The sequence below is a fragment of the Marinobacter salinisoli genome, assembly GCF_017301335.1.
GTDB classification, from domain to species: domain Bacteria; phylum Pseudomonadota; class Gammaproteobacteria; order Pseudomonadales; family Oleiphilaceae; genus Marinobacter; species Marinobacter salinisoli.
Genome location: NZ_CP071247.1, coordinates 3415611 through 3438725 on the forward strand (window position 1 = coordinate 3415611; position 23115 = coordinate 3438725).

At 58.9% G+C, this 23115-nt stretch carries 20 protein-coding genes; 6 read left to right on the plus strand and 14 right to left on the minus strand.

The features are described from left to right. Positions 1–38: 38 nt before the first annotated feature. From hflC to LPB19_RS15625, 9 genes are all read right to left on the minus strand, one after another. A complete protein-coding gene (gene hflC / locus LPB19_RS15585; RefSeq protein ID WP_206643793.1) occupies positions 39–914 on the minus strand; it encodes a protease modulator HflC in 876 nt (291 codons plus the stop codon). Positions 915–916: 2 nt separating this feature from the next. Further along, positions 917–2116 (minus strand): FtsH protease activity modulator HflK, encoded by a 1200-nt coding sequence (hflK, locus tag LPB19_RS15590; protein ID WP_206643794.1) that lies wholly within the window; start codon positions 2114–2116, stop codon positions 917–919. A gap of 77 nt (positions 2117–2193) precedes the next feature. Then, positions 2194–3492, minus strand: a complete 1299-nt coding sequence (hflX, locus tag LPB19_RS15595; RefSeq protein ID WP_206643795.1) for a ribosome rescue GTPase HflX — start codon at positions 3490–3492, stop codon at positions 2194–2196. A 115-nt stretch (positions 3493–3607) separates the two neighbouring features. Continuing rightward, entirely contained in the window at positions 3608–3859 is a 252-nt protein-coding gene (gene hfq / locus LPB19_RS15600; protein WP_206643796.1) for an RNA chaperone Hfq, read from the minus strand. A 20-nt stretch (positions 3860–3879) separates the two neighbouring features. After that, positions 3880–4938 (minus strand): tRNA (adenosine(37)-N6)-dimethylallyltransferase MiaA, encoded by a 1059-nt coding sequence (gene miaA / locus LPB19_RS15605; protein ID WP_206643797.1) that lies wholly within the window; start codon positions 4936–4938, stop codon positions 3880–3882. A 3-nt stretch (positions 4939–4941) separates the two neighbouring features. After that, a complete protein-coding gene (gene mutL, locus LPB19_RS15610) occupies positions 4942–6858 on the minus strand; it encodes a DNA mismatch repair endonuclease MutL (protein ID WP_206643798.1) in 1917 nt (638 codons plus the stop codon). A 20-nt stretch (positions 6859–6878) separates the two neighbouring features. Then, on the minus strand, positions 6879–8225 hold the full coding sequence (locus LPB19_RS15615) for an N-acetylmuramoyl-L-alanine amidase (protein WP_206643799.1): 1347 nt from the start codon (positions 8223–8225) through the stop codon (positions 6879–6881). A 37-nt stretch (positions 8226–8262) separates the two neighbouring features. Further along, on the minus strand, positions 8263–8757 hold the full coding sequence (gene tsaE / locus LPB19_RS15620) for a tRNA (adenosine(37)-N6)-threonylcarbamoyltransferase complex ATPase subunit type 1 TsaE (protein ID WP_206643800.1): 495 nt from the start codon (positions 8755–8757) through the stop codon (positions 8263–8265). Then, a complete protein-coding gene (locus LPB19_RS15625) occupies positions 8757–10313 on the minus strand; it encodes an NAD(P)H-hydrate dehydratase (protein ID WP_206643801.1) in 1557 nt (518 codons plus the stop codon). The genes tsaE and LPB19_RS15625 overlap by 1 nt, the downstream gene beginning before the upstream one ends. A gap of 137 nt (positions 10314–10450) precedes the next feature. Here LPB19_RS15625 and queG point away from each other — a divergent pair, with 137 nt between their 5' ends. Then, positions 10451–11542, plus strand: coding sequence for a tRNA epoxyqueuosine(34) reductase QueG (gene queG / locus LPB19_RS15630; RefSeq protein ID WP_206643802.1), 1092 nt, complete (start codon positions 10451–10453; stop codon positions 11540–11542). Here queG and orn read toward each other — a convergent pair. Then, entirely contained in the window at positions 11537–12079 is a 543-nt protein-coding gene (gene orn / locus LPB19_RS15635; protein WP_206643803.1) for an oligoribonuclease, read from the minus strand. The genes queG and orn overlap by 6 nt on opposite strands. A gap of 119 nt (positions 12080–12198) precedes the next feature. Here orn and rsgA point away from each other — a divergent pair, with 119 nt between their 5' ends. Then, on the plus strand, positions 12199–13254 hold the full coding sequence (gene rsgA, locus LPB19_RS15640; RefSeq protein WP_206643804.1) for a small ribosomal subunit biogenesis GTPase RsgA: 1056 nt from the start codon (positions 12199–12201) through the stop codon (positions 13252–13254). Positions 13255–13268: 14 nt separating this feature from the next. Here rsgA and motB read toward each other — a convergent pair whose 3' ends face one another. Together motB and motA are read right to left on the minus strand one after the other, a co-directional pair. After that, positions 13269–14228 (minus strand): flagellar motor protein MotB, encoded by a 960-nt coding sequence (motB, locus tag LPB19_RS15645; protein ID WP_206643805.1) that lies wholly within the window; start codon positions 14226–14228, stop codon positions 13269–13271. Positions 14229–14255: 27 nt separating this feature from the next. Beyond that, complete coding sequence (gene motA / locus LPB19_RS15650; RefSeq protein ID WP_206643806.1) at positions 14256–15107, minus strand: flagellar motor stator protein MotA; 852 nt, start codon at positions 15105–15107, stop codon at positions 14256–14258. Positions 15108–15277: 170 nt separating this feature from the next. Here motA and asd point away from each other — a divergent pair, with 170 nt between their 5' ends. Further along, positions 15278–16132 (plus strand): archaetidylserine decarboxylase, encoded by an 855-nt coding sequence (asd, locus tag LPB19_RS15655; RefSeq protein ID WP_206643807.1) that lies wholly within the window; start codon positions 15278–15280, stop codon positions 16130–16132. A 16-nt stretch (positions 16133–16148) separates the two neighbouring features. On the opposite strand, the gene epmA is transcribed toward asd, so the two are convergent. Together epmA and efp are read right to left on the minus strand one after the other, a co-directional pair. Next, a complete protein-coding gene (epmA, locus tag LPB19_RS15660; RefSeq protein WP_206643808.1) occupies positions 16149–17117 on the minus strand; it encodes an EF-P lysine aminoacylase EpmA in 969 nt (322 codons plus the stop codon). A gap of 7 nt (positions 17118–17124) precedes the next feature. Next, positions 17125–17700: an elongation factor P gene (efp, locus tag LPB19_RS15665; protein ID WP_206643809.1), complete on the minus strand. Its 576-nt coding sequence runs from the start codon at positions 17698–17700 to the stop codon at positions 17125–17127. 45 nt (positions 17701–17745) lie between these two features. Between efp and epmB the strand changes: the two genes are divergently transcribed. From epmB to LPB19_RS15680, 3 genes are all read left to right on the plus strand, one after another. Then, entirely contained in the window at positions 17746–18783 is a 1038-nt protein-coding gene (gene epmB, locus LPB19_RS15670; protein WP_206643810.1) for an EF-P beta-lysylation protein EpmB, read from the plus strand. A 228-nt stretch (positions 18784–19011) separates the two neighbouring features. Further along, a complete protein-coding gene (locus tag LPB19_RS15675) occupies positions 19012–20817 on the plus strand; it encodes a GTPase (RefSeq protein WP_206643811.1) in 1806 nt (601 codons plus the stop codon). 188 nt (positions 20818–21005) lie between these two features. Next, complete coding sequence (locus tag LPB19_RS15680) at positions 21006–23090, plus strand: EAL domain-containing response regulator (RefSeq protein WP_206643812.1); 2085 nt, start codon at positions 21006–21008, stop codon at positions 23088–23090. Positions 23091–23115: the final 25 nt, after the last annotated feature.

The following is a 23115-nucleotide window of genomic DNA, read 5'->3' on the forward strand; positions in this document are numbered from 1 at the left end:
TACCTCGGTATCCCGGTTTTTACGGCAGACGCGGGGGCTTATTTCGCGCCCATCGGGTCCTTCAGGAACTTCATGAAGTCGCTGTCGGAATCGATGACCATGATGTCACCCTTGCCCGAGAAGGTGTTCTGATAAGCCTGCAGGCTCCGATAGAAACTGTAGAACTCCCTGTTGGAGCCATAGGCATCAGCGTATATCGAAGCCGCCTCCCGGTCTCCCTCACCTCGGGTTTCCTCAGATTCCGCGAAGGCTTCGGCAAGAATGACCGTGCGCTGACGGTCCGCGTCGGCACGAATCCCTTCTGCGAGCTCTCGGCCACGGGAACGAAATTCCTGCGCCAGCTTTTCACGCTCGGTCGCCATCCGGCGGTAAACGTTTTCACTGACCTGCCCCGGCAGCTCAATCGCTTTGACCCGCACGTCGAGTACCTCAATACCGAACTCGTCAACCGAGGTTTCGTTCACCCTGTCACGCAGGGTGTGCATCAACTCATCACGCTGCCCGGAGACCACTTCGTGCATGGTCCGAATACCGAATTCGTCCCGCAGCCCGTTGTCCACTCGGGACAACAACAGGGACTGAGCACGGAACTCGTCACCACCGGTCGCCCGGTAGAACTGATCCACATCACGAATCTTCCAGGCGATGTAGGAGTCCACATCCAGCGGTTTTTTCTCCGTTGTCAGGTACTGACGGGAAGGCAGATCCATGGTCAGAACCCGGATATCAAACTCCCGTACCTGATCAATGACCGGCACCTTGAAGTGAAGGCCGGCCGGGATGTCGGTTTCCACCAACTCACCGAAGCGCAACAAGACGCCGCGATGGGTTTCCGGAATGATATACACACTTGAAAGAACGAGCAGGACAACGATCAGGGTGCCTGCAAGCCCCAATACACCTTTAGGTCCCATGATTATCTGCTCCTCCGTCCATTATTCTCCTGCCTGGAGCGAAGCTCCCGGATGACCTGCTCGGTCAATTCCTGAATATCCACTTCCGCGTTGCGGTCATTGGATGACTGATTGCCACCACTGAGAGAACCACGCGGCAACGTAGCGCCCTGGGTCAGGCGATCAAGCGGCAGATACATCATGTTGCCACTGCTTTCAGTGTCGACAAAGATCTTGCTGGTGTTCGACAGCACAGTCTCCAGCGCCTGCAGGTACATCCGCTCACGCGTTACTTCCGGCGCCCGCTCATAGACGTTCAGCAACTCCAGGAAGCGGGATGATTCACCGCGGGAACGCTCAATCACTTCCTGCTTGTAGGCGTTGGCCTCCTCGATCATTCGCTGAGCCTGGCCTCGTGCTTCCGGAACCACCTTGTTGCGGTAGGTCTCTGCCTCTTCTTTCACGCGCTGCTCGTCCTCACGAGCACGCTGCACTTCACGGAAGGCGTCCTGGACGGCGGGCGGAGGCTGAGTGCTCTCCACGTTGACCCGCACGATCTGAAGACCCGTACCATATTCCTGCAGGAAGCGCTGAAGCCGCTGCTCAACACGTACGGCTAGTTCGGCACGGCCTTCGGTCAGCACATCATCCAGGGACGAGCTGCCCACTTCGTGCCGCAGGGCGCTATCGGTTGCAAAGGCCAGCGCCTGATTGGAATCCCTGACGTTCAGCACATACGCCTGGGCATCTTCAACCCGGTACTGAACCTGGAGATCGACGGTGACCAGGTTTTCATCTTGGGTCAGCATCTGACCGCTGGATTCGGCGGTACGCACGTTGGTGACGCGCACCTTGGTGACGTCATCAATGAGGGGCACTTTAAATCGCAGACCCGGCGATTCGGTGCGATTGAACTCACCAAACCGGAGTACGACCGCTCGCTCCTGCTCGTCCACGGTATAGAAAGACTGGTAGATGACGTAGCCCAGAACCAGCAGTAAGCCCAACGCCAGGACAGCGCCGAAGCCACCGGAACTGCTGGAGCCGGAACCGCCCCCATCGCCCCGGGAGCCTTTTCCGCCCAGCATTTTGTTCAGCTTTTCAATGCCTTTCTTTAACGCCTCGTCGAGGTCTGGCGGCCCCTGATCATCGCCGCGCCGACCGCCGCCGGTTCCCCAGGGGTCATTGTCGTTGCGGTTTCCACCCGGTTCATTCCAGGCCATAGTGCTCTCCGTTCCTGACTTGTAGATGGCTGCAAATACTAGGGATTTATCGACGTCCCGGCAATAGCCGATGCTGTTCAGGCATGGCCTTCGTCGAGACGAATAGATTCTTCTTTTACTCCGGCGCGGCTCAGAAGCTGGCGCCAGTCGCGGTTCTGCAGGCGAATCTCTACCACTGCATCGCCGTTGTCGCGGTGTTCCTCACTCAGTACGGACCCTGCCGAATGCAGTAGCGCCCTCAGTTTGCCGTCGGCAGGCCCCAGTAGCACGAAGTAATGAACCACGTCTTCGGCCAGCCGCTCCACAACCGCATCGAACAGATCATTGATACCTTCACCAGTGACCGCCGAGACCCAGACGCGGATGGGAACACCGTCTTCGTTACGATCTATCCTTGGCGAAAAATTTTCAAGCAAATCAATTTTGTTAAATACCTGAAGCACTGGAATTTCGTCTGCACCGATCTCCGCCAGTACCGTTTCAACCTGCTCAATGTTGTCGTCCCGACGGCTGTCATGGCAATCCACCACATGCACCAGCAGCGATGCTTGGGTGGTTTCCTCCAGGGTTGCCCGGAACGCTTCAACCAGCTTGTGTGGCAGATGCCGGATGAAACCGACGGTATCCGCCATCACCACAGGCCCGATATCCGGCAGCTCTAAGCGCCGCAGCGTCGGGTCGAGGGTCGCAAAGAGCTGGTCTGCAGCATATACGCTGGAGGTCGTGATTCGGTTGAAAAGCGTCGACTTGCCCGCGTTAGTGTAGCCGACCAGAGACACCGTCGGTATGTCTGCCCGCTGCCTAGCGCGCCGCCCCTGATCCCGCTGGCGGCGGACCTTGCCCAGCCTTTTATGGATCGACTTGATGCGCTCGCGCAGCAGCCGGCGGTCTGTTTCCAGCTGCGTTTCCCCCGGCCCGCGCAGACCAATCCCGCCTTTCTGACGCTCAAGGTGCGTCCAGCCCCGCACCAGCCGGGTGGACATGTGCTCCAGCTGAGCCAACTCAACCTGCAGCTTGCCCTCATGGGTGCGCGCCCTCTGAGCGAAAATATCAAGGATAACGCCGGTTCTATCCAGCACCCGACATTTCAGCTCCCGCTCAATATTCCGCTCCTGACTCGGGCTCAGGGCGTGATTGAACAGCACCACATCGGCTTCATTGGCCTGAATGGTATCCCGGATCTCTTCCAGCTTGCCCTCACCGACAAACAACCGGGGACTGGGCTGCTTGCGAGTGCCCTCCACCAGGGCAACGGGCTCCACCCCGGCTGACGTAACCAGCTCCCGGAACTCGCCCGGGTCTTCGGCATCGTCATAAGCCGTAAAATCTATGTGGACGAGAACGGCGCGTTCACCGACATCAGGACGTTCAAACAAACTATTTCAACTCCGGAGGAATCATTTTTAAAAGGCTATAAAAACAAACACCCGCGCTCGTCGAACCCTGAGGTTCTTCGGAAACGCGGGTGGCGTTATTCAGCGAGCAGACCGATCAGTCTTCAGAGTCACCCTCGCCTGCTGCACCCTGCTGCGGCAGGCGCACGTTACGCGCCGGAACCACGGTAGAAATGGCATGCTTGTAAACCATCTGGCTGACAGTGTTTTTCAGCAAAATCACGAACTGGTCGAAAGATTCAATCTGGCCCTGCAGCTTAATACCGTTCACCAGAAAGATGGATACCGGCACGCGCTCCTTGCGCAAGGCATTCAGATAAGGGTCTTGTAACGAGTGCCCTTTTGACATGGGTGTTCTCCTGTTTTTAGTTAGTTCAGATCGTCATCGTCAAATTTTAAAGTGGTGTGAAGCCTGATGTTTTTCAAGGCGGTTTCGGCAATATCCGGATCGTCGCTGTCTAACCAGACCACATCGGACCACTTCCTCAACCAGGTTAACTGCCGCTTGGCCAGTTGGCGGGTGGCAGCAACTCCCTTGTTCACAAACGCCTCGTAATCCGTGTCGCCGGCCAGGTATTCCCAAGCCTGACGATACCCCACGCAACGCGTGGACGGGAGACCGGGATGCAAATCTCCCCTCGCCATCAGGGCACGCACCTCATCAAGGAAGCCCTGCTCCAGCATGTTCAAGAACCGCTGATAGATCCTTTCATGAAGCTGGCTCCGCTTTGACGGAGCTACGGCCAGCTGAACAACAGTATACGGCAGGTCTGGGAATTCGTCTGCCTGCCACTGTGTGAAATAAGTGAAATCCTCCACCCCATCTCGCTGATTTGCAGATGAATTGCCAAATTCGGCCTGCCAGAACGAGGAAATGGGCTTGCCGGTCAGTCGGTAGACCTCCAGGGCCCTGAGCAATCGCTGACGGTTATTGGGGTGGATCAGGCCGGCCGCGACAGGGTCGACGGCTTCCAAGTCCGCGTGGAGCGCCTGCCACCCTCTCTCGTCAGCCTCACGCTCCAGAGCCGCGCGGACCTCCGCACTGGCCGCCGGCAAGCCGGACATCCCGTGCAGCAGGGCCTTGTAATACATCATGGTGCCGCCAACCAGGAGGGGAATCCGCCCTGCCTGACTGATGGTCGCCATTTCAGCCAGGGCATCCCTGCGGAAATCCGCCGCCGAATAGGTTTCCGCAGGGTCACAGATGTCAATCAGGCGGTGGGGCGCGGCCGCCAGCTCCTGCGCGCTCGGTTTGGCGGTCCCGATATCCATGGTCCGGTAAATCAACGCCGAATCCACGCTGATGATGTCACAAGGCAGTCGGCGGCACAGCTCAATCGCCAGATCCGTCTTGCCGGACGCCGTTGGCCCCATGAGGAAGATGGCCAACGGGGGGTTGGGGGACTCGCTCCCAGTCGGGGTTGTCATCGCTCAGCGACCACGCAGGAACAGCTTGTCCAGCTCGGACAGGGTGACCAGGGTCCAGGTCGGACGTCCGTGGTTGCACTGGCCGCTGCGCTCGGTGGCCTCCATATCCCGCAGCAGGGAGTTCATTTCCGGAATGGTCAGCTGACGGTTGGCGCGCACGGAGCCGTGGCACGCCATGGTTCCCAGCAACTCATGGGTCACCGCCTCGACCCGGTCACTCTGGCCATGCTCAATCAAATCCGACAACACGTCACGAACCAGCTGTTCGGTGTCAGCGCCCCGTAACAGCGCCGGCACCTGGCGCACCGCCAGGGTCTCCGGCCCGATGCGTTCAAGCTGCAACCCCAATTGCTGCAGTTCCTCGCCGTGACTCTCAACAAGCGCAGCCTCTTTCTGGCTGACTGCCAAGGAGACAGGCACCAGCAATGGCTGGCTCTTGAGATCCTGCTCTGCCAGGGCGCGCTTCATGCGTTCGTAGGTGATCCGTTCGTGGGCGGCGTGCATGTCGACGACAATGAGCCCGGCGCGACCTTGCGCCAAGATGTAAATGCCGTGCAGCTGAGCGATGGCGTACCCCAGCGGTGGCTCCTGGCCGCTGTCATTTGGCGGTGTAGGCTGCGCGACCGACAGATCTGTCGCGGCCGGCTGTGCAGCGGAGTCCTGCGCCACGCCACCGCCACTATTCAACGAGCCATAGAAAGCCATCTGGTCGCTGGCCTGCCAATTCTGCTGGGGCTGAGCGTGCTGGCCACCGCTGTAGGCCGACGCGCCTCCGGGCGATGGCACCTGCGCAGACGCCTGCACACCGGCGCCCCAGTTTGTCGTCTCATGGTTTGGCACGGCTGCCGAAGCCACCGGTGCGCCGGCCCCCTCCCGCACCACCGACTGAGCGACAGCACCACGGAGATGATCATCGGGCCGCACATCGGCAAGCGCCTTGTGCAAGGTTCGAAAAATGAAGTCATGCACCAGACGGCCGTCCCGGAACCGCACCTCGTGCTTGGTCGGATGCACGTTCACATCGACCGTCGCGGGGTCCAGCTCCAGATACAGGACAAACGCCGGATGCCGGTTGTTGTAGAGCACATCCCGGTATGCCTGGCGCACTGCGTGAGCCACCAGCCGGTCACGGATAACCCGGCCGTTTACGAAAAAATACTGCAGGTCGGCCTGACTGCGCGAGAAGGTGGGCAGCGCGACCCAACCCCACAGGCGCAGCCCGGTGGCTTCGGCGTCAATCGCCACGGCATTGTCGATAAACTGCTGCCCGCACAGGGAACCAATGCGCCGTTCCTTGTCCAGTGGTGTGGAGGCCGGGCGCAGGCTCTGAACGACACGCTGGTTGTGGCGCAGCGTAAACCCGGTATCAAACCGACTGAGAGCCTGACGCCGTACGCATTCCTCTATGTGATTGAACTCGGTTTTTTCTGTACGCAGAAACTTGCGTCGGGCCGGCGTATTGAAAAACAGGTCGCGGACTTCAACGGTGGTGCCGACAGGATGCGCGGCAGGCGAGAGATGCGCGTCCATCTCCCGGCCTTCCACCTCGACACGGGCAGCGGCCTCCTGACTTTCGGTACGGGAAGTCAGCGTCAACCGCGAGACGGAACTGATACTGGCCAGCGCCTCACCCCGGAAACCCAAAGACGAAACTGCCTCAAGATCATCCAGATTGGTTATTTTGCTGGTTGCGTGCCGGCTCAAAGCCAGCGGGAGATCGGACTCGTGAATACCGCCTCCGTCATCGCGGATACGGATCAGCTTAACGCCACCCTGCTCAATCTCAACGTCAACCCGGCCGGCACCTGCGTCCAGCGAGTTTTCGACAAGCTCCTTGACCACCGATGCGGGACGCTCCACCACCTCGCCCGCGGCAATCTGGTTAGCTAGCCGGGGCGAGAGTAACTGAATGTGGGGCATGTTCTGAAAAAACCTCTTGCTCAGGATGCGGGTATACGAATGGTTTGACCGACCATAACGCGGTCGTCCGTCAGGCCGTTGAACTGCATCAACTCGCTGACCGTTGTCTGATTTTCTCTGGCCACCCCAGACAGGGTGTCACCGGCTTTGATCCGGTAATGACTGACGGCCGGATTGCCTTGGTGCTTCTGCCAGGCCAACAGAGTTCCTGGTGGCGGCGTTTTGCGGAAGTAGTCGTCGATGCCCTCCATGATGGCCGACGCGAGGCGATCCCGATACCACTGGGTAGAAAGGTTTTTCTCTTCCTGCGGATTGGAGATAAAACCGGCCTCGACCAGGATGGAAGGAATATCCGGCGATTTCAGCACCACAAACGACGCCTGCTCTACCCGTGGCTTGTGGAGCTTGGCCACACGCCCCAGGTTGCCCAGCACTGAACCGCCGACGCCCAGACTGGCATTGATGCTGGCCGTCATGGAAAGGTCCAGCAACACGCCCGCCAGCATATCATCCCTGTCACCCAGGGAGACGCCACCGGTCAAATCCGAGCGGTTTTCACTCTGGGCCAGCCAGCGTGCCGTCTCACTGGTGGCACCTCGCTGGGACAGCGCAAACACCGACGCCCCTTTCGGCTGAGGGGTACGGAAGGCATCGGCATGGACAGAGACAAACAGATCGGCGTTGTACTTACGCGCCAGCAAGGTCCGGTTGCGCAAGCCAATGTAATAATCGCCGGTGCGGGTCAGCTTCGCGGTGTAGCCCGGTTTCTGATCAATCAGCTGGGCGAGGGTTTTCGCCATCTTCAGCACCACGTCTTTTTCCCGGGTTCCCCGCGGCCCGATAGCGCCCGGGTCTTCACCGCCATGTCCGGCGTCGATCACCACCACGACATCCCGCTTGCCGTCGGTACTCTGGGTTACGGTGGGCGTGCTGGCTTTTTCAAACCGACGGCCGTTTTCGTCAATCAGGTCAACCACCAGACGATGGCCATACTGCCCGTTCGGGTCCAGCTGGAAACTGCGAGGTTTGATGTCGCCTTTGAGATCGAGCACCACGCGCAGATCATTTCCGTTCCGCGGGGCACTGCGAATGCGAAGAATCGGGCTGCCGTCCAGGTTCAGAGCGTCAAAATCCGCACCCAGTTCAGCGTCCTTGAGATCGATCACCAATCGGGCGGGATTCTCGAGGGAAAAAATATTGTGCGAAACCTTGCCGGCCGTATCCAGCACCAGGCGAGTGTGATCCGGGGCCGGCCACAGGCGCACGTCTTCGACCCGCGAACCCGCGTGGGCAATAACCGACACACTTAGCAAGAGTGCCGACACAACACCGGCCAACGCTCTCGGGATCCATTTTTCCATGCTCATACTGCCTTCCTGCCCACCAAAACCGATAACGAAACCGCTAGCTGTCGCCGACCAATTCGAGACTGTTCAGAAGTGCTGCGCCTTCTTCCGTGCCCGCCCGGAGCACGACAGAGCGCCCATCGCCCTCGCGTTCAAAATGAATCTCAATATCTGGATCCGGCAACAACCCCTGACCGCGCTCAGGCCACTCAATCAGGCACACGGTGTCTGCTGAGAAATAATCCCGGATACCCATGTATTCCAACTCTTCCGGATCGCCCAGCCGGTACAGATCGAAGTGATATGCGGGCATGGCCAGGTCTTCATAGGGCTCGACCAATGTGTACGTTGGGCTTTTTACCGCCCCCTCGTGCCCGAGCCCACGCATCAAACCACGACTCATGGTGGTTTTGCCCATACCCAGATCACCGTCCAGAAACAGGGTGACGCCTCGCTCGGATGCTACCACAACTCGTGCCAGTTCTTGCCCGAGCGCCTCCGTTTCTGTCTCGTCCTTCAAAAAAAAACGGCGTTCATTGCCGAAAACTGCCATTACTCCTCCCGATTTCGATTCGGCAAGCCTTCCGATTCACGATAAATCAGCGGCAAAGCGTCAATCACATCGCTGGGGATTAGCCCCATATAACCTTTGTGCACGGATGCCCGATCAGCGGCCGCAAGATGGACGGCAGCTGCCAGCCCGGCTGCCCGGCGGACATCTTCCAGCTGACCATAAAGCGCGCCAATAATGCCCGACAAGACATCACCCATGCCACCCGTGGCAAGTCCGGGATTACTGCCACTGACAATATCGATTGTGCCGTCAACCGATGCCAGCACCGTACCCGCCCCCTTGAGCAACACCGTGCCACCATATTGATCCTGAAGTTTTTGAGCAGCCAGAACCCGGTCACTCTCCACGTCCGCCACCGTGCATTCGAGAAGCCGGGCGGCCTCGCCCGGGTGAGGCGTCAGGATGTGATTATCGGCCTTGACCGGCACCCTTGACGACAACAGATTCAAGGCGTCGGCATCCAGCACCGCAGGCTTGCCGCTGGCGATGACCTGCTCAAGCATTTGCTGGCCCCAGAAATTCGTGCCCATCCCCGGGCCACACACCACGGCCGACGCCGCCTGCAGTAACGGGGGCAGCTCCGAACCATGGATCACCCCTTGGGCCATCACCGACGGGCAGCGGGACAGCGCCGCGGGCACATGTTCCGGCCGCGTTGCCAGCGACACCAGGCCGGCACCGGAGCGACTGGCTGCCTCGGCCGCCATCAACCCCGCGCCCCCGAAGCCACGATCTCCGGCCACCACCAGCACATGTCCGAAGCAACCTTTGTGGGCATTTGCTCGACGGTCCGGCAACCAGTGCATGATGGCAGGCCAGTCCAGCCTGGACGCCAGCGGGCGCTCGCTGCAACCCACGGATTCCGCCTCGGTATCGAGGGAATCAAACACCACCTCGCCGCACGTCGCCGCGCCCTGACCGGTAAACAGCCCCACTTTCAATCCGATGAAGGTAACGGTCAGGTCAGCCTGCACGGCGCCCCCTTCTGTGGCCCCGGTTGTTGCGTTTAAGCCAGAGGGTAAATCGATCGCCAGCACCCATGCAGGCGAGGCGTTACAGCGCGAAATCAGTCCGGCAAACGGCTCCCGGGGGGCTCCAGAGACCCCCGTACCAAGCATGGCATCCACCACAACTCCGGCACCCGAAAACAGGCTTGAAAGCTCCCCGTCGCTCAGGTTCGCCAGCTCTTGAACATTAACGCCGTCGGCAGCAGCTTTCTGCCAGGCCCGGCGCGCATCGCCGGTCAATTTTTCCGTTGCCGCTACGGCGATGCAGTTCACGCTCAAACCGTGGCGAATCGCATTCGCCGCTACCAGGTACCCATCCCCCCCGTTATTGCCCGCGCCACACAGCACGAGCACTGTGTTTACCTCAGGCCAGCGCGAGACCAGGCGACGAAATGCCGCGCTGGCCGCGCGCAGCATCAACTCGAAGCCATCAATGCCCTGCTCATCAATCAGATAACGATCTAACGCTCTCACCCCTTCGGCGGAATACAGTGAGTCTGGTAAACTGCTGTTGGCGAAGGGCGGCATGAGGCTGAGGTCCCGTTGCAGAAAGCGGATAAAGAAAAAAAGCCAGCTATCTGGAAAGAATAGCAAAACCACCCTAAAGGTCGAAACTTAATCAAAGCCACGACAAACCCTCTGTTTTACAGTGAGTTGCCCTTGCCATGACAGGCCCCACCAGTACGACATCCTCTCCGGCCATTCCAGAAGAAACTCTGGCTGATCTGGCCCAACGCATTCACGAATGGGCCCGCGAACTTGGCTTTTCCAGCTCAGGCATCACGACCCCCGAAACAGGTGAGCACGCCAGGCATCTCAAGAACTGGCTGGCCAATGGCTATCAGGGCGAGATGGACTACATGGGCCACCACGGCGACAAGCGGTATACGCCTGAGTCGCTGGTGCCGGGTACAGAACGTGTCATCTCCGTTCGTATGGATTACCTGCCAGCCCCGGATAATCCGAAAGAAGTGCTCAGGAATCGCGAAAAGGCTTACGTGACCCGGTACGCGCAGGGACGGGACTACCACAAAGTGATCCGCAAACGGCTGGCGACACTGGCCAGCCGCATAGATGAAGCGGTGGCCGGTTATCACCACCGCGCTTTTGTCGACAGCGCGCCGGTGCTCGAGCGAGCCCTCGCGCAACGCGCGGGTCTGGGCTGGATTGGCAAGAACACCATGTTGATTCACCCCAAGGCAGGCTCGTTCTTTTTCCTCGGGGAGATTTTCACCAGCGCTCCCCTGCCCATAGATGCGCCTTTTGAAACCGAACACTGCGGTAGCTGCTCGGCCTGCCTGGATATCTGCCCGACCCAGGCGTTCGTAAGCCCTTACCAACTGGACGGGCGGCGCTGCATAAGCTATCTGACCATTGAACTGAAGGGCAGCATTCCCGAAGATCTCCGGCCACTCATCGGAAACCGGGTGTTCGGCTGCGACGATTGCCAGCTGGTCTGCCCCTGGCAGAAATTCAGCAACAGTACCCGGGAAGCCGACTTCCAGCCACGTCACGGACTCAACAACAGCACCCTGGCCGAGCTGTTTCTGTGGACGGAAGAGCAGTTTCTGAAACGGACCGAGGGCTCAGCCATCCGGCGCACCGGCTATGAGGGCTGGTTGCGAAACCTGGCGGTGGGCCTCGGTAATGCACCCTCCACCATACCGGTGATTGAGGCCCTCAAACAGCGGGCGGAGCACCCCTCAGACATGGTCCGCGAACACGTTCAATGGGCGCTGCGCCGGCACGGTCTATAGGCTGAAGAAGGTGTCGCGGTAGTGGCGCAGTTCGTTGATGGAATCGCGGATATCGTCCAGCGCCAGGTGACTGCCCTGCTTTTTGACACCCGCCAGCACATCGGGCCGCCAGCGACGGGCCAGTTCTTTGATGGTTGAAACGTCCAGATTGCGGTAGTGGAAGAATCCCTCGAGCTCAGGCATGTACTTCACCAGGAAGCGGCGATCCTGTCCGATGCTGTTGCCACACAGGGGCGATGCTCCAGGCTCCAGATGCTGGCGCAGGAATTCCAGCGTCAGGCGCTCGGCCTCCGCTTCACTGATTGAACTCTCTTTCACGCGCTGGGTGAGGCCACTGGCACCATGGGTTTTCGTGCACCATTCATCCATGGCATCCAGCAAACTGTCAGGCTGATGGACCGCAATTACGGGCCCCTCCGCCACCAGGTTCAATTGCGAGTCTGTGATGATGGTCGCCATCTCGATAATCCGCTCCTGTTCCGGGTCCAGCCCGGTCATTTCCAGATCAATCCAAACTAAGCGATCGCCTTCTGCCATGGTTCTTTCCTAAGATTCAGGGTTGTCTTGAGTGAATTCGGGAAATTCACTTCGTATTGTGGCCGATTAACGTATCATGTAACACCTCAACTCCACCGGATACCGACTCGCGATCCCGCATGGCAAAACGGCGACTGAACAAACAGCAGCAATTTCGTATCAAAAAAATCCAGCAGGAGCGGGCCGAGCGAGCCGCCCGGAAGGAAAAGTCCATCGAAGCCCAGGCCGACGCGGGTGAACTGGGCCCGGAACAGCAGGGCCTGATTATCGCGCACTACGGCCAGCAACTGGACGTCGAAGTGCTGGAAGGGGAAGACACCGGAACAGTGGTGCGATGCTTTGTGCGCGCCAACATCGATAGCCTGGTGACCGGCGACAAGGTCATCTGGCGGCCCGGGAAAAACGGGACCGGAGTGATCGTGGCACGCTGCGACCGCAAAAACCTGCTTCAGCGGCCGGACAACTTTGGTGCTTTGAAGCCGGTAGCTGCCAACATCGACCATATCATCCTGGTGATTTCGGTCGAGCCCGAACCCCACGACAACCTGATCGACCGCTATCTGGTCGCTTCGGAGACTTCGGACATTCCCGCCGTCATCCTGCTGAACAAGACCGACCTGATCCGCGACCACAACCGGGCTCAGATTGACGCCTTGCTGAGTCGTTACCAAGCGCTGGGTTATGACGTGGTCCGGACGTCGGCGGTGGAATCCGGAGACCAACCCTCGCCAGAGGTTCAGGCACTGGTGAGAGATCAGACCAGCGTGTTTGTTGGCCAGTCTGGCGTGGGCAAATCATCCATCATCCAGACGCTGATTCCGGATGAGGCGATCCGCGTCGGCGCCATTTCAGAAAGCACTGGCAAGGGCACCCATACCACCACCACGGCAAAACTGTTTCATGTACCGATTGGCGGCGACTTGATCGACTCACCGGGCATCCGGGAGTTTGGCCTGTGGCACATGACGCCGGATGAGATCGAATACGGATTCCGGGAAATTCGCGATGAAATTGGCCACTGCAAGTTCCGCAATTGCCGGCACATGGGGGATCCGGGATGCGCCATTGACGCGGCAGCGGAGGCGGGACGGATCAGCCCGGAGCGACTGAAAAGTTTCCACAGAATCCTTCAGGACATGGCCGAACAGCAGGCTCGGGGGCTAAAGCTGGACTGACCCGGGCGGTCTGTTTACCAGCTCAGTTCACCGGGCGCCGGTTCCGGCTTCTCTTCCAGCCAATTGCCCTGCTCCAGGCGCTCCATGGCCTGCTGTTTTTCCTGCTCACTTGGCTGGGTGAGATCAATGAGCGGCGGCTCATTCTGCCCGGCACTGCTTCGAATTCCCTGCTCGGTCTTTTTGTTCAGCACAATGATGGAAATACGGCGATTGACCGGTGCCGTTGGATCGTCCTTTTTGAACAGGACCGAGTCACTCAAGCCCACCACCCTGGCAATCTGCTCTCCGCGCACCCCGCCGGCCACCAGAGCCCGGCGAGCCGTGTTCGCCCGGTCGGCCGACAGCTCCCAGTTGGTGTACCCCGGACGGCCCTTGAAGGGTGTGGCATCGGTGTGCCCGGTCAGGCTCAGTTTGTTATCCACCGAACCCAGAGTCTTGGCGAGCTCGAACAGGATGTTCTGGGAGTAGTACTTGAGCTCGGCGCGACCGCTGTCAAACATCGGCCGGCCGGAACGATCGACGATCTGAATCCGCAACCCTTCGTCGGTGATGTCGATCAGCAACTGATCCTTGAATTCCTGCAGTGTCTTGTTGTCTTCAATGCGCTGCTTCAGCTCCTGAAAGAGCTCTTTCATGCGGCGCTGCTCAAGGGTTTCCGTCAGCTGATCAACCACCTCGTCTTCGATCTGGATCTGACTGGACTGAATATCCTGGCTCGCCTCATTCACCACCGACGCACTGCCTTCCAGATCCACCGGGTTGGGTGATCCGCCGTCCGTAAACCCCACGGGGTCCCGAAAATACCCCTCCACCGCTTTTTTCTGCTCCGGAGAGGCCGTGGCGGTCAACCAGAGCACCAGGAAGAACGCCATCATCGCTGTAGCGAAGTCAGCAAAGGCGACTTTCCAGGAGCCGCCGTGATGCCCCCCGGCCACGACCTTCTTGCGCTTGATGATGATTGGTTGTTCAGCCACGTGTCAGCTCCGGGTCAGCAGTCGGGGTTATTTTGATCGAACGTGATCGTTCAATTCCTGGAATCCGGGCCGCTTATCCGTGGGCAGGGCCTTACGCCCAAACTCGATCGCCATCTGCGGCGCCTGGCCGGCAACCGTGGCCACCACCGAGGACTTCACGCACTCGTAGGCTTTAAGCTCGTATTTGGCCGAATGCTCCATGGCGATGGACAGCGGGCCAATAAAGCCATACCCCATGAAAATACCCAGAAAGGTACCGACCAGCGCAGCCGCGACGCTCAGGCCGATTCGCTCAGGCCCCTCGGACAGGAAGTTCATGGTGATGACGATACCCAAAACCGCGGCCACAATACCCAGCCCCGGCAGGGCGTCGGCAGTCTTGTTGACCGCGTGGGCCGGCTCTTCCAGCTCATGCTGCCGGCTATCGATTTCACTTTCCATCATGCCTTCGAGCTCATGAGTGGCCATGTTGCCGGAACTGATGATGCGAAGGTAATCGGTAATAAAGGCGAGCAATTCCTTGGATTTCATGATCGCCGGATAACGGCTGAAGATCTGGCTCGCCTCGGGGTTGTCGATGTCCTCTTCAATGGCCATAACCCCTTGCTTTCGGGACTTGTCGAAAATGTCGTACAGCAGGCTGAGCAAATCCATGTAATAGGCTTTGTTATAGGGCGAGCCGGTCAACTGACGCATTACCCCCTGAAAGACGTCCTTGATGGTATGCAACGGATTGGCAATCGCAAAGGAACCTGCCGCGGCACCAAAGATGATCAGAATCTCCGTTGGTTGCCAGAGCACCAACAAATTACCGCCATGCAGAACATACCCACCCAGTACGCTCGCGAAGACAACTACGGCACCAATGATCAGTAACATGGAAAAATGAACGCCTCTCAGTTTGTTATGGCGAGCGTCTTCTGCGCCCACTCGCTTTTGCTTCGGATAATACCAAGGCTCCGAGACCACAGTCAGGCCGTGAAACAATTTCTATACAGGGACCAGACTTTGGTAAACTTCCGCGCTCTCGAGCGCAAAGGGTTTTATGAATGCTTAACAAGTTGTTTGTTCTGAGCCAGTACGTTACGCCGCAACTCGCGGTCTCTCGCCTTGCCGGCCGCCTTGCTGACGATGACAGCAACCCGGCGCTCAAGAACCGGGTCATCAAATGGTTTATCGGCCGGTACGGGGTAAACATGAGCGAAGCATTGGAACCCGATCCGACCGCCTACCCGAGCTTCAATGCGTTCTTTACCCGTGAGTTGAAACCCGGTATTCGCCCGATTGCCGAGGGCGAAAAGACCATGGCCTGTCCGGTGGATGGCGCCATCAGCCAACTGGGGCAAGTCACGGGTGACCGGGTATTCCAGGCCAAGGGTCAATCATTCGGCCTGACCGAACTGCTCGGCGGCGATGAACACCGCGCCGAACCGTTTGCCGGGGGCGAGTTTTCGACCATTTACCTCTCCCCGAAGGACTATCACCGGATTCACATGCCGGTGGCGGGCACGTTAAGGGAAATGGTCTATATTCCGGGCAAGCTGTTCTCAGTGAATCCGGTCACGGCGGAGAACGTTCCCAACCTGTTCGCCCGCAATGAGCGCGTCGTGTGCATTTTCGATACCGAGGCAGGCCCGATGGCACTGGTTCTGGTCGGCGCTATGATTGTGGGTAGTGTGGAAACGGTCTGGTCTGGCGTTGTCGCGCCCGGTGACGGCCAGCTTACGGCCATCCGCTACGAAGGTGATCAGGCGAGAAGGTTTGAAAAAGGCGAGGAGATGGGCCGCTTCCGTCTGGGCTCAACCGTGGTCATGGTGATGCCCAAGGGCGCCGTCAGCTGGAACGACAAGCTGGCCGCCGGCACCACCGTCCGGCTAGGCGAAGCCTTCGGCACCCTGGCCTAAACGCACCGAACCAGGCCTAGGCCCGCTCGAACGGAAACGCCAGGACATCGGAAATATCGCGCGTTCCCAGTTTCAGCATCAGCAATCGATCCAGCCCGAGTGCCACACCCGCGCACTCGGGCAAGCCTGCCTCGACGCTTTGCAAAAACGCCTCATCGATGGCCCTTTCGGGCTTCCCGGCCAGGCGCCGTAACTGGTTGTCGTGCTCAAACCGATGCCGCTGCTCACTGGCATCCACCAGCTCCCAGTACCCGTTGCACAACTCAAGCCCGTCGATGTACAGCTCGAACCGGTGCGCCACCCGATGCCCATCCTGCGTGGAGACCCGGGCAAGAGCCGCCTGGGACGCTGGATATCCAACAATAAACTCCGGCACGTCACGCCCCAGATGCGGTTCCACAGCGAAGCTCATCAACAGATCGAGACAGGCGTCCCGCCCCATTCCTGCCAACTGCTCGGGCTCGAGCCATTGCTCGCAACTTCGCCGCAGTTCACGATCCGACGATTCGAACGGATCAATGTGGGCACAGGTGATCAGGGCGTCCCGATAGGCAACGATCCGAGGGCGGGCGCAACCGAGCCAACCGCATACTAGGTCAGACACTTCCGACATCAGTGCCGCGTCGTCAAACCCAACCCGATACCATTCCAGCATGGAGAATTCGGGATTATGCCGGCTGCCCCGTTCACCATCGCGAAAAACTTTCGAAATCTGGAAGATACTGCCGGAACCCGCCGCCAGCAGACGCTTCATGTGGTATTCAGGCGAGGTTTGCAGCCAGCCGCCGCTAATGCCGGCCGCCGACACGTCAGCGTAGACGCCGTCCAGATTCAGGTCGGTCACACCATGCCGGCCCAGCACCGGTGTTTCCACCTCCATCACCTGCCTCTGCGCAAAAAAGCCGCGCACAAACGACAGCTGTTGTGCGCGGCTTTCCAATGCAGCCTGCGAGGCAGAGGGTTGCCAGACAGGTTGATTCGTCATTGGCGGATCAGCTGCTTTTCACGCGACTGACGTACTCACCGGAACGAGTGTCCACCTTCAGCACTTCACCGATGCTGATGAACAGGGGAACGTTTACCACAGCCCCGGTGGACAGGGTCGCGGGCTTGGAGCCGCCCTGGGCAGTATCACCTTTCATGCCGGGGTCGGTATCAACCACCTCCAGCTCAACAAAATTCGGCGGCGCAACAGACAGGGGCGCACCGTTATACAGGGTGACGGTGTATACATCCTGCTCCTTGAGCCACTTGACGGTATCGCCAACCGCTTTTGCATCGGCGGCATGCTGCTCGAAAGAACCGTCCGTCAGCATGAAGTGCCAGAATTCGCCATCGGTATAGAGGTATTCCATGTCCTGCTCGAGAACGTCTGCCGCTTCCAGGGATTCGCCAGACTTGAATGTGCGCTCCCACACCCGGTTACTCATCAGGTTACGCAGCTTCACGCGGTTGAATGCCTGCCCCTTGCCCGGTTTTACAAATTCGTTGTCGAGAATGATACAGGGGTCGCCATCGAGCAAAACCTTAAGACCACTGCGGAATTCGTTGGTAGAATATGAAGCCATGAAATGTTCACCTGACAGAATGCAGTATTTAAATGAAAGGTCGCTATGATACAGCGAACTCCCACCGCTATAGAAGCCCACCGCGCCGAAGACACCCGAACCTGGCAGCAATTACTTTCCAGCTCCGTCACATCGCCACAGGCCCTGCTGGAACGACTCGAACTGACACCAGAGCGTTGGCTGAACGGCGCCCGTAGCGGTCATGCACTGTTTCCTGTTCGGGTACCGGAGCCTTTCCTGAACCGCATGCGCAAAGGTGATCCGGACGATCCGCTACTGCGTCAGGTGTTACCGCTGACGGCAGAATCCGAGACCGCCGATGGCTACGTGCGAGACCCTCTGGCAGAAAGCGGAGCAATCCAGACCACGGGATTGATTCGAAAATACCGCAGCCGGGCATTGCTGATGGTGACCGGCCAGTGCGCCATCAACTGCCGCTACTGCTTCCGGCGCCACTTTCCCTACGAGGATCAGCGCCTGTCCCCCAGCGACCGGAACCAGGTGATTGAAACGCTGATCAGCAGCCCCGAAATCAATGAAGTCATTCTCAGCGGCGGCGATCCGCTGGTGGCCAGCGACCGATTGCTGGCCGAATGGGCCGACTCCATCACCCGGGTGCCTCACATCAAGCGGCTTCGGCTCCATACCCGGCTGCCTGTCGTCATCCCCCAGAGAGTGTGCGATGCCCTGCTCGACTGGGTGAAGAACCCCCCCGTGCCCGTGGTGATGGTATTGCACATCAACCATCCGGCCGAGATCGATGCCGACGTACGCGCGGCGCTGGGCAGGCTGGCCGATGCGGGCGTTACGTTACTGAACCAAAGCGTGATCCTGAGAGGTGTCAACGACACCGCCGATGTCCTCGAATCACTGAGCGAAGCCCTGTTCGCGGCCGGGGTGCTGCCTTACTACCTGCACGCCTTTGACCCGGTCCGAGGCGCCCACCATTTCGATGTACCCGACGAACAGGCCCAGTCGCTGATTCAGCAACTGCTCGTTCGGCTGCCCGGTTTCCTGGTGCCCAGGCTCGTTCGGGAGGTCCCCGGAGAGCAAAGCAAAACTCCGCTGAACCTGCACTTGTGACACGCTGCACACCGGTTTTCGCCCCGTAACTGTCAAAGATTGTTAAGTGGTGAACGGTTCTCACTTTGTCCCTAGTCGGCTTGGTTAAAGTCCTGTAACGTTTGATACAAAACAACACATGTATTCACCGCATTCGCCTCAGAAAAAGGCACGGGCACCCCTACAATCCCCCGGAGCACAGGGCTGCCCCTGAATACATATCAAGATCTCGAACAGTGGCGTGAACAAATGGAAGGCACGATTCTGAAACCAGATTTGCGAGTCCCGGAGCAAAAGACGGCGACACTGTCTTTCTGCGACCCAACACCAAAAGCGTTCAGGGACTGGACCGGGCAACTTCCCCTGGCCAATATCGGTGAAGCCTCACGCCAGCTGTATCACGCCATCATCGAATTGAACCAGTTGTTCATCCACCCGCAACAGCGCCTGCAACTGCTGGAACGGATCCGGGAGAAAATCCGGTTCGTCTGCGACGAGCTGTCGCGACACTACCTCGGCATGTCGGTGGCACTGACCGAGAAACAGCGCAAAATTGCCAACCTGTCCCAGGCCCTGCAACTGCATCTGGCCGCCGGCTACAAACTCTGTGTACTGGAACTGCTCGATGACGGCAGCGTTGATCGCAACCGCAAGCATCTGGTGCTGGCCTGTCACCGGGCCATTTCAGAACTGGCCACCACGATCGTCCGCTCTCATCAGCTGTACTGCCCCAGCCCCACCCGAAGCTGGCTTGAGTGCCACCGGCTGTTCCGCTTCGCACTCAAAAACAGGCTGGTGAACATCGAGGTGGAGGATGAAACCCTGCAGCATCGCCGCACCAGCACGGTGGCGGATGCCTACAAGCGAATCCTTTTGCTGGGCTGCGCCCGGCCCAACCAGCTGCGCCAGAACGAGCTTTTGCAGGTTTACGAGCTGTTTGAACTCTGGAGCGATCACGTTTCATGCCTGACCGACGTGCGTGAAGACAGCCTGTTCGTGATCAACCTTGAGCATGACAACCCACCCATGTACCGGAGTCTGCTGGAGCAGTCACCCTGCGACGACAGCATCGGTTTTGACAGTCAGCGGCTGTCAGCCATGGTGGCGGAAACCCTGCACAATCGCCGTAATCACCTCGATGCGGAATCGCCGCTGCCGGTTCCGGCGCGGATTAACGACACCCTGCTGACACACCTCAGCCAGGCTCTGGGCATTGTTGCCAAGCGGAATTTCAATCGAATTGCCTGCCAGGGTTCGCTGGAAATCTGCGTGGGCCTGACCGCCGCTCACTACTTTGTTGCTGGCGAGAAGCCGTTTGCCGATTTCATCGACGGTAACGAAAACGAGGATCAGGACCAAGGTAATCGGTTTATCCGCTCCGCCCAACAGAAGAACGATCCTTGGTCCAATGCCCACGACAGCGCACCCGGCCAGAACATGCTGCACGCCGCCGATACGCCCATCAACTTCCGGGGTTCAGCGGGCACCAGCTCACCATCGCCCGGCGGCGACAAAAACCGGCCCCGGGCGCACCTCGCGGCACTGATCAACACCAGTCCCGGTGGCTACTGCGTTGCCTGGGAAAGCGCCATTCCAAGCGTTTTGCAGGCTGGCGAAATCCTCGGTGTCCGCGAGCACCACTCCCACCCGTGGAGCATCGCGATGGTGCGCTGGATTCAGCAGGTCAAAAACGAGGGTACTCAGGTCGGCATTGAGTTACTGGCGCCCAGCGCCTCGCCCTGCGGCGTGAAACTGATCCAGAAAGTCGGTAACAGTTCGGAGTATCTTCGTGGCCTGTTGCTGCCCGAAATCAGCGCAATCAACCAGGCAGCCACTCTGGTAACGCCACGACTGCCATTCCAGTCCGGCAGTCGAATCTCCCTGTTGCACGATGGCCGGGTAGACGAGGGGGTGCTGTCCAACAAGGTGGCATCGTCCGGCAGCATCAGCCAGTTTGAGCTCAAACTTCACCATACTGACCATCGCACTATGGCGGAAACGTCCGTGCCCAGCGCCAGTGAGGACGATTTCGACTCGCTCTGGCCGTCCCTCTAGGTTCGGCCAGAAAACCCCTGGCTTCTAGGGTTGTTATTACCGACTATCCCCTGCATCATTCAGCGTAAGAAAAAAGTTCGGCCAAACGATGCCGCTGCTCCGGCCATCGCACCCCGGGATCTCAGCAAATCCCTTCCCTGACCACAAGGCCGGCTCAGATAACCGTGTACCACGAGACGCCCAGACGAATGCAGAAGAAGAACGCGACCGTACATCTTTTAATCCTTGACCCCTCCCAGAATGATGCCGAAGCGCTCGTTAGCCTGTTGCGCAACTCCGGCAAGGCCACCCGGGCACATCGCATCACCTCCGAGGAAGACCTCGAGGAAACCCTGAAATCGGGTCAGTGGGATCTGCTGATTGCCCGGGACCTCGACGAGGAGTTCAGGGCAGACGATGCCCTGGCGATGATCCGCCGCATGGACAAAGATGTTCCGTTCGTGCTGCTCACCAACGACTATAGCCGCGAACGCACCGTCGAAATCATCAAAGCGGGCGCGCAGGACACAGTGCCCGTAGATCAAAACGATCTGCTGGTTCTTGTGGTGAACCGGGAACTGGCCGCGCTCGAGGAGCGTCGCCGCCGCCGACTGCTGGAGTCTCACCTGCGCGAAGCGGAACAGCGCTGTCAGCTGCTGCTGGAAAGCTCCAAGGATGCCATTGCCTACATTAACGACGGCATGCACATCTACGCCAACCAGTCGTACATGGAATTCCTCGGCTATGACGACATCGACGATCTGATCTGCATTCCGGTTCTCGACACCCTGACGCCAGAGAGCCAGGACAAGTACAAAGGATTCATGAAGTCCTTCGTTGAGCAAGGCGAAGACGGGATGACGCTTAACTGCGTCGCGCGTCGCAGTGACGATCACGAATTGAACGTCACCATGTCGGTGTCGGCCGCCACCTACGACGGTGAAGCCTGCACCCAGATCGTACTTCAGCCGGAGCACAGCGACGCTGAACTGGAAGAAAAGTTGCGCCAGATCAGCAGCCAGGATCTGCTGACCGGCCTGTACAACCGACAGTTCCTGATGGACGCGCTCGGCGAAAACATCGCCAAAGCCGCCAAGAACAGCGAATCCGGCGCCCTCGCTTACATTGCGCTGGATAACTTCATGAGCCTGAAGGGTCAGGTGGGTATATCCGGTGCTGATCTGCTGCTGGGTGACCTGGCAAACCTTCTGAAGGAACAGGCCGGTGAAGGAACGACCCTGGCCCGCCTGAGCGACGACGCCTTCGCCATCATGAGCCAGCCGTGCGATGAGAAAACCATGGCCGAACTGAGCGAGCGCGTTCGCAAGGCAGTGGAAGACCACTTGTTCGACATCAACGGACGCACCGTCCAGTTCACGGTCAGCATCGGTGTTGCGGCAATCACCGAGAACTCGCCGAAGGCCGAGGAGCTGATGGCCCGGGCCCACACTGCCTCGTCAGATGTACGCAAGCAGGAAGGCAAGGAACAGGGCAACGGCGTGCTGGTCTACAACCCGGCCGACTACGAAACCCTGGATGAAAGCAATTCGGTCGAAGCCATTCTCAAGGCCCTGGAGGACAATCGTTTCCGGTTGCTGTTCCAGCCGATCATTAATCTGCGTGGTGAGGGCGAGGAACACTACGAGGCGTTTGTCCGTATGGTGAACAAGGACAACGAGGAAGTATCGCCTTATGACTTCCTGCCGCCGATGGGGCCGGCAGACACCGCCATCAAAATTGACCGCTGGGTAATTCTGCAGACCATCAAACAGCTGGCCAGCCACCGCTCACGGGGTCACGAGACTCGCCTGTTCCTGAACATCACGGCGGAAACCCTGCAGGACAAGACCTTCACTGCCTGGCTCAGCGTAGCCCTGAAAGCCGCAAGGCTGCCGGGGGATTCGCTGATTTTCCAGATACGGGAAGGCGACGCCAACAATTACCTGAAACAGGCCAAGGAATTCACCAAAGCCATTCAGGAACTGCACTGCAAGATTTCCATTTCCCAATTCGGCGGTGCAATCAATCCGTTCAACACCCTCAAGCACATTAATGCGGATTACGTGAAGATTGACGGATCCTTCACGGAAGAAATCCAGAAGAGCGACGAGGCCAAGGAACAGGTCAAGGAAATGGTCAAAACGCTGCAGAACAACGGCAAGCTGACCATCATTCCGCTGGTCGAGAATGCCGGGGTGCTGGCTACCCTTTGGCAGGCGGGCGTGAACTACATCCAAGGCTACTACCTGCAGGCACCGGTTCCCGAGATGAACTACGATTTCGGCGACCAATAAGCCAAGCCAACTGCCAACGAAAAAC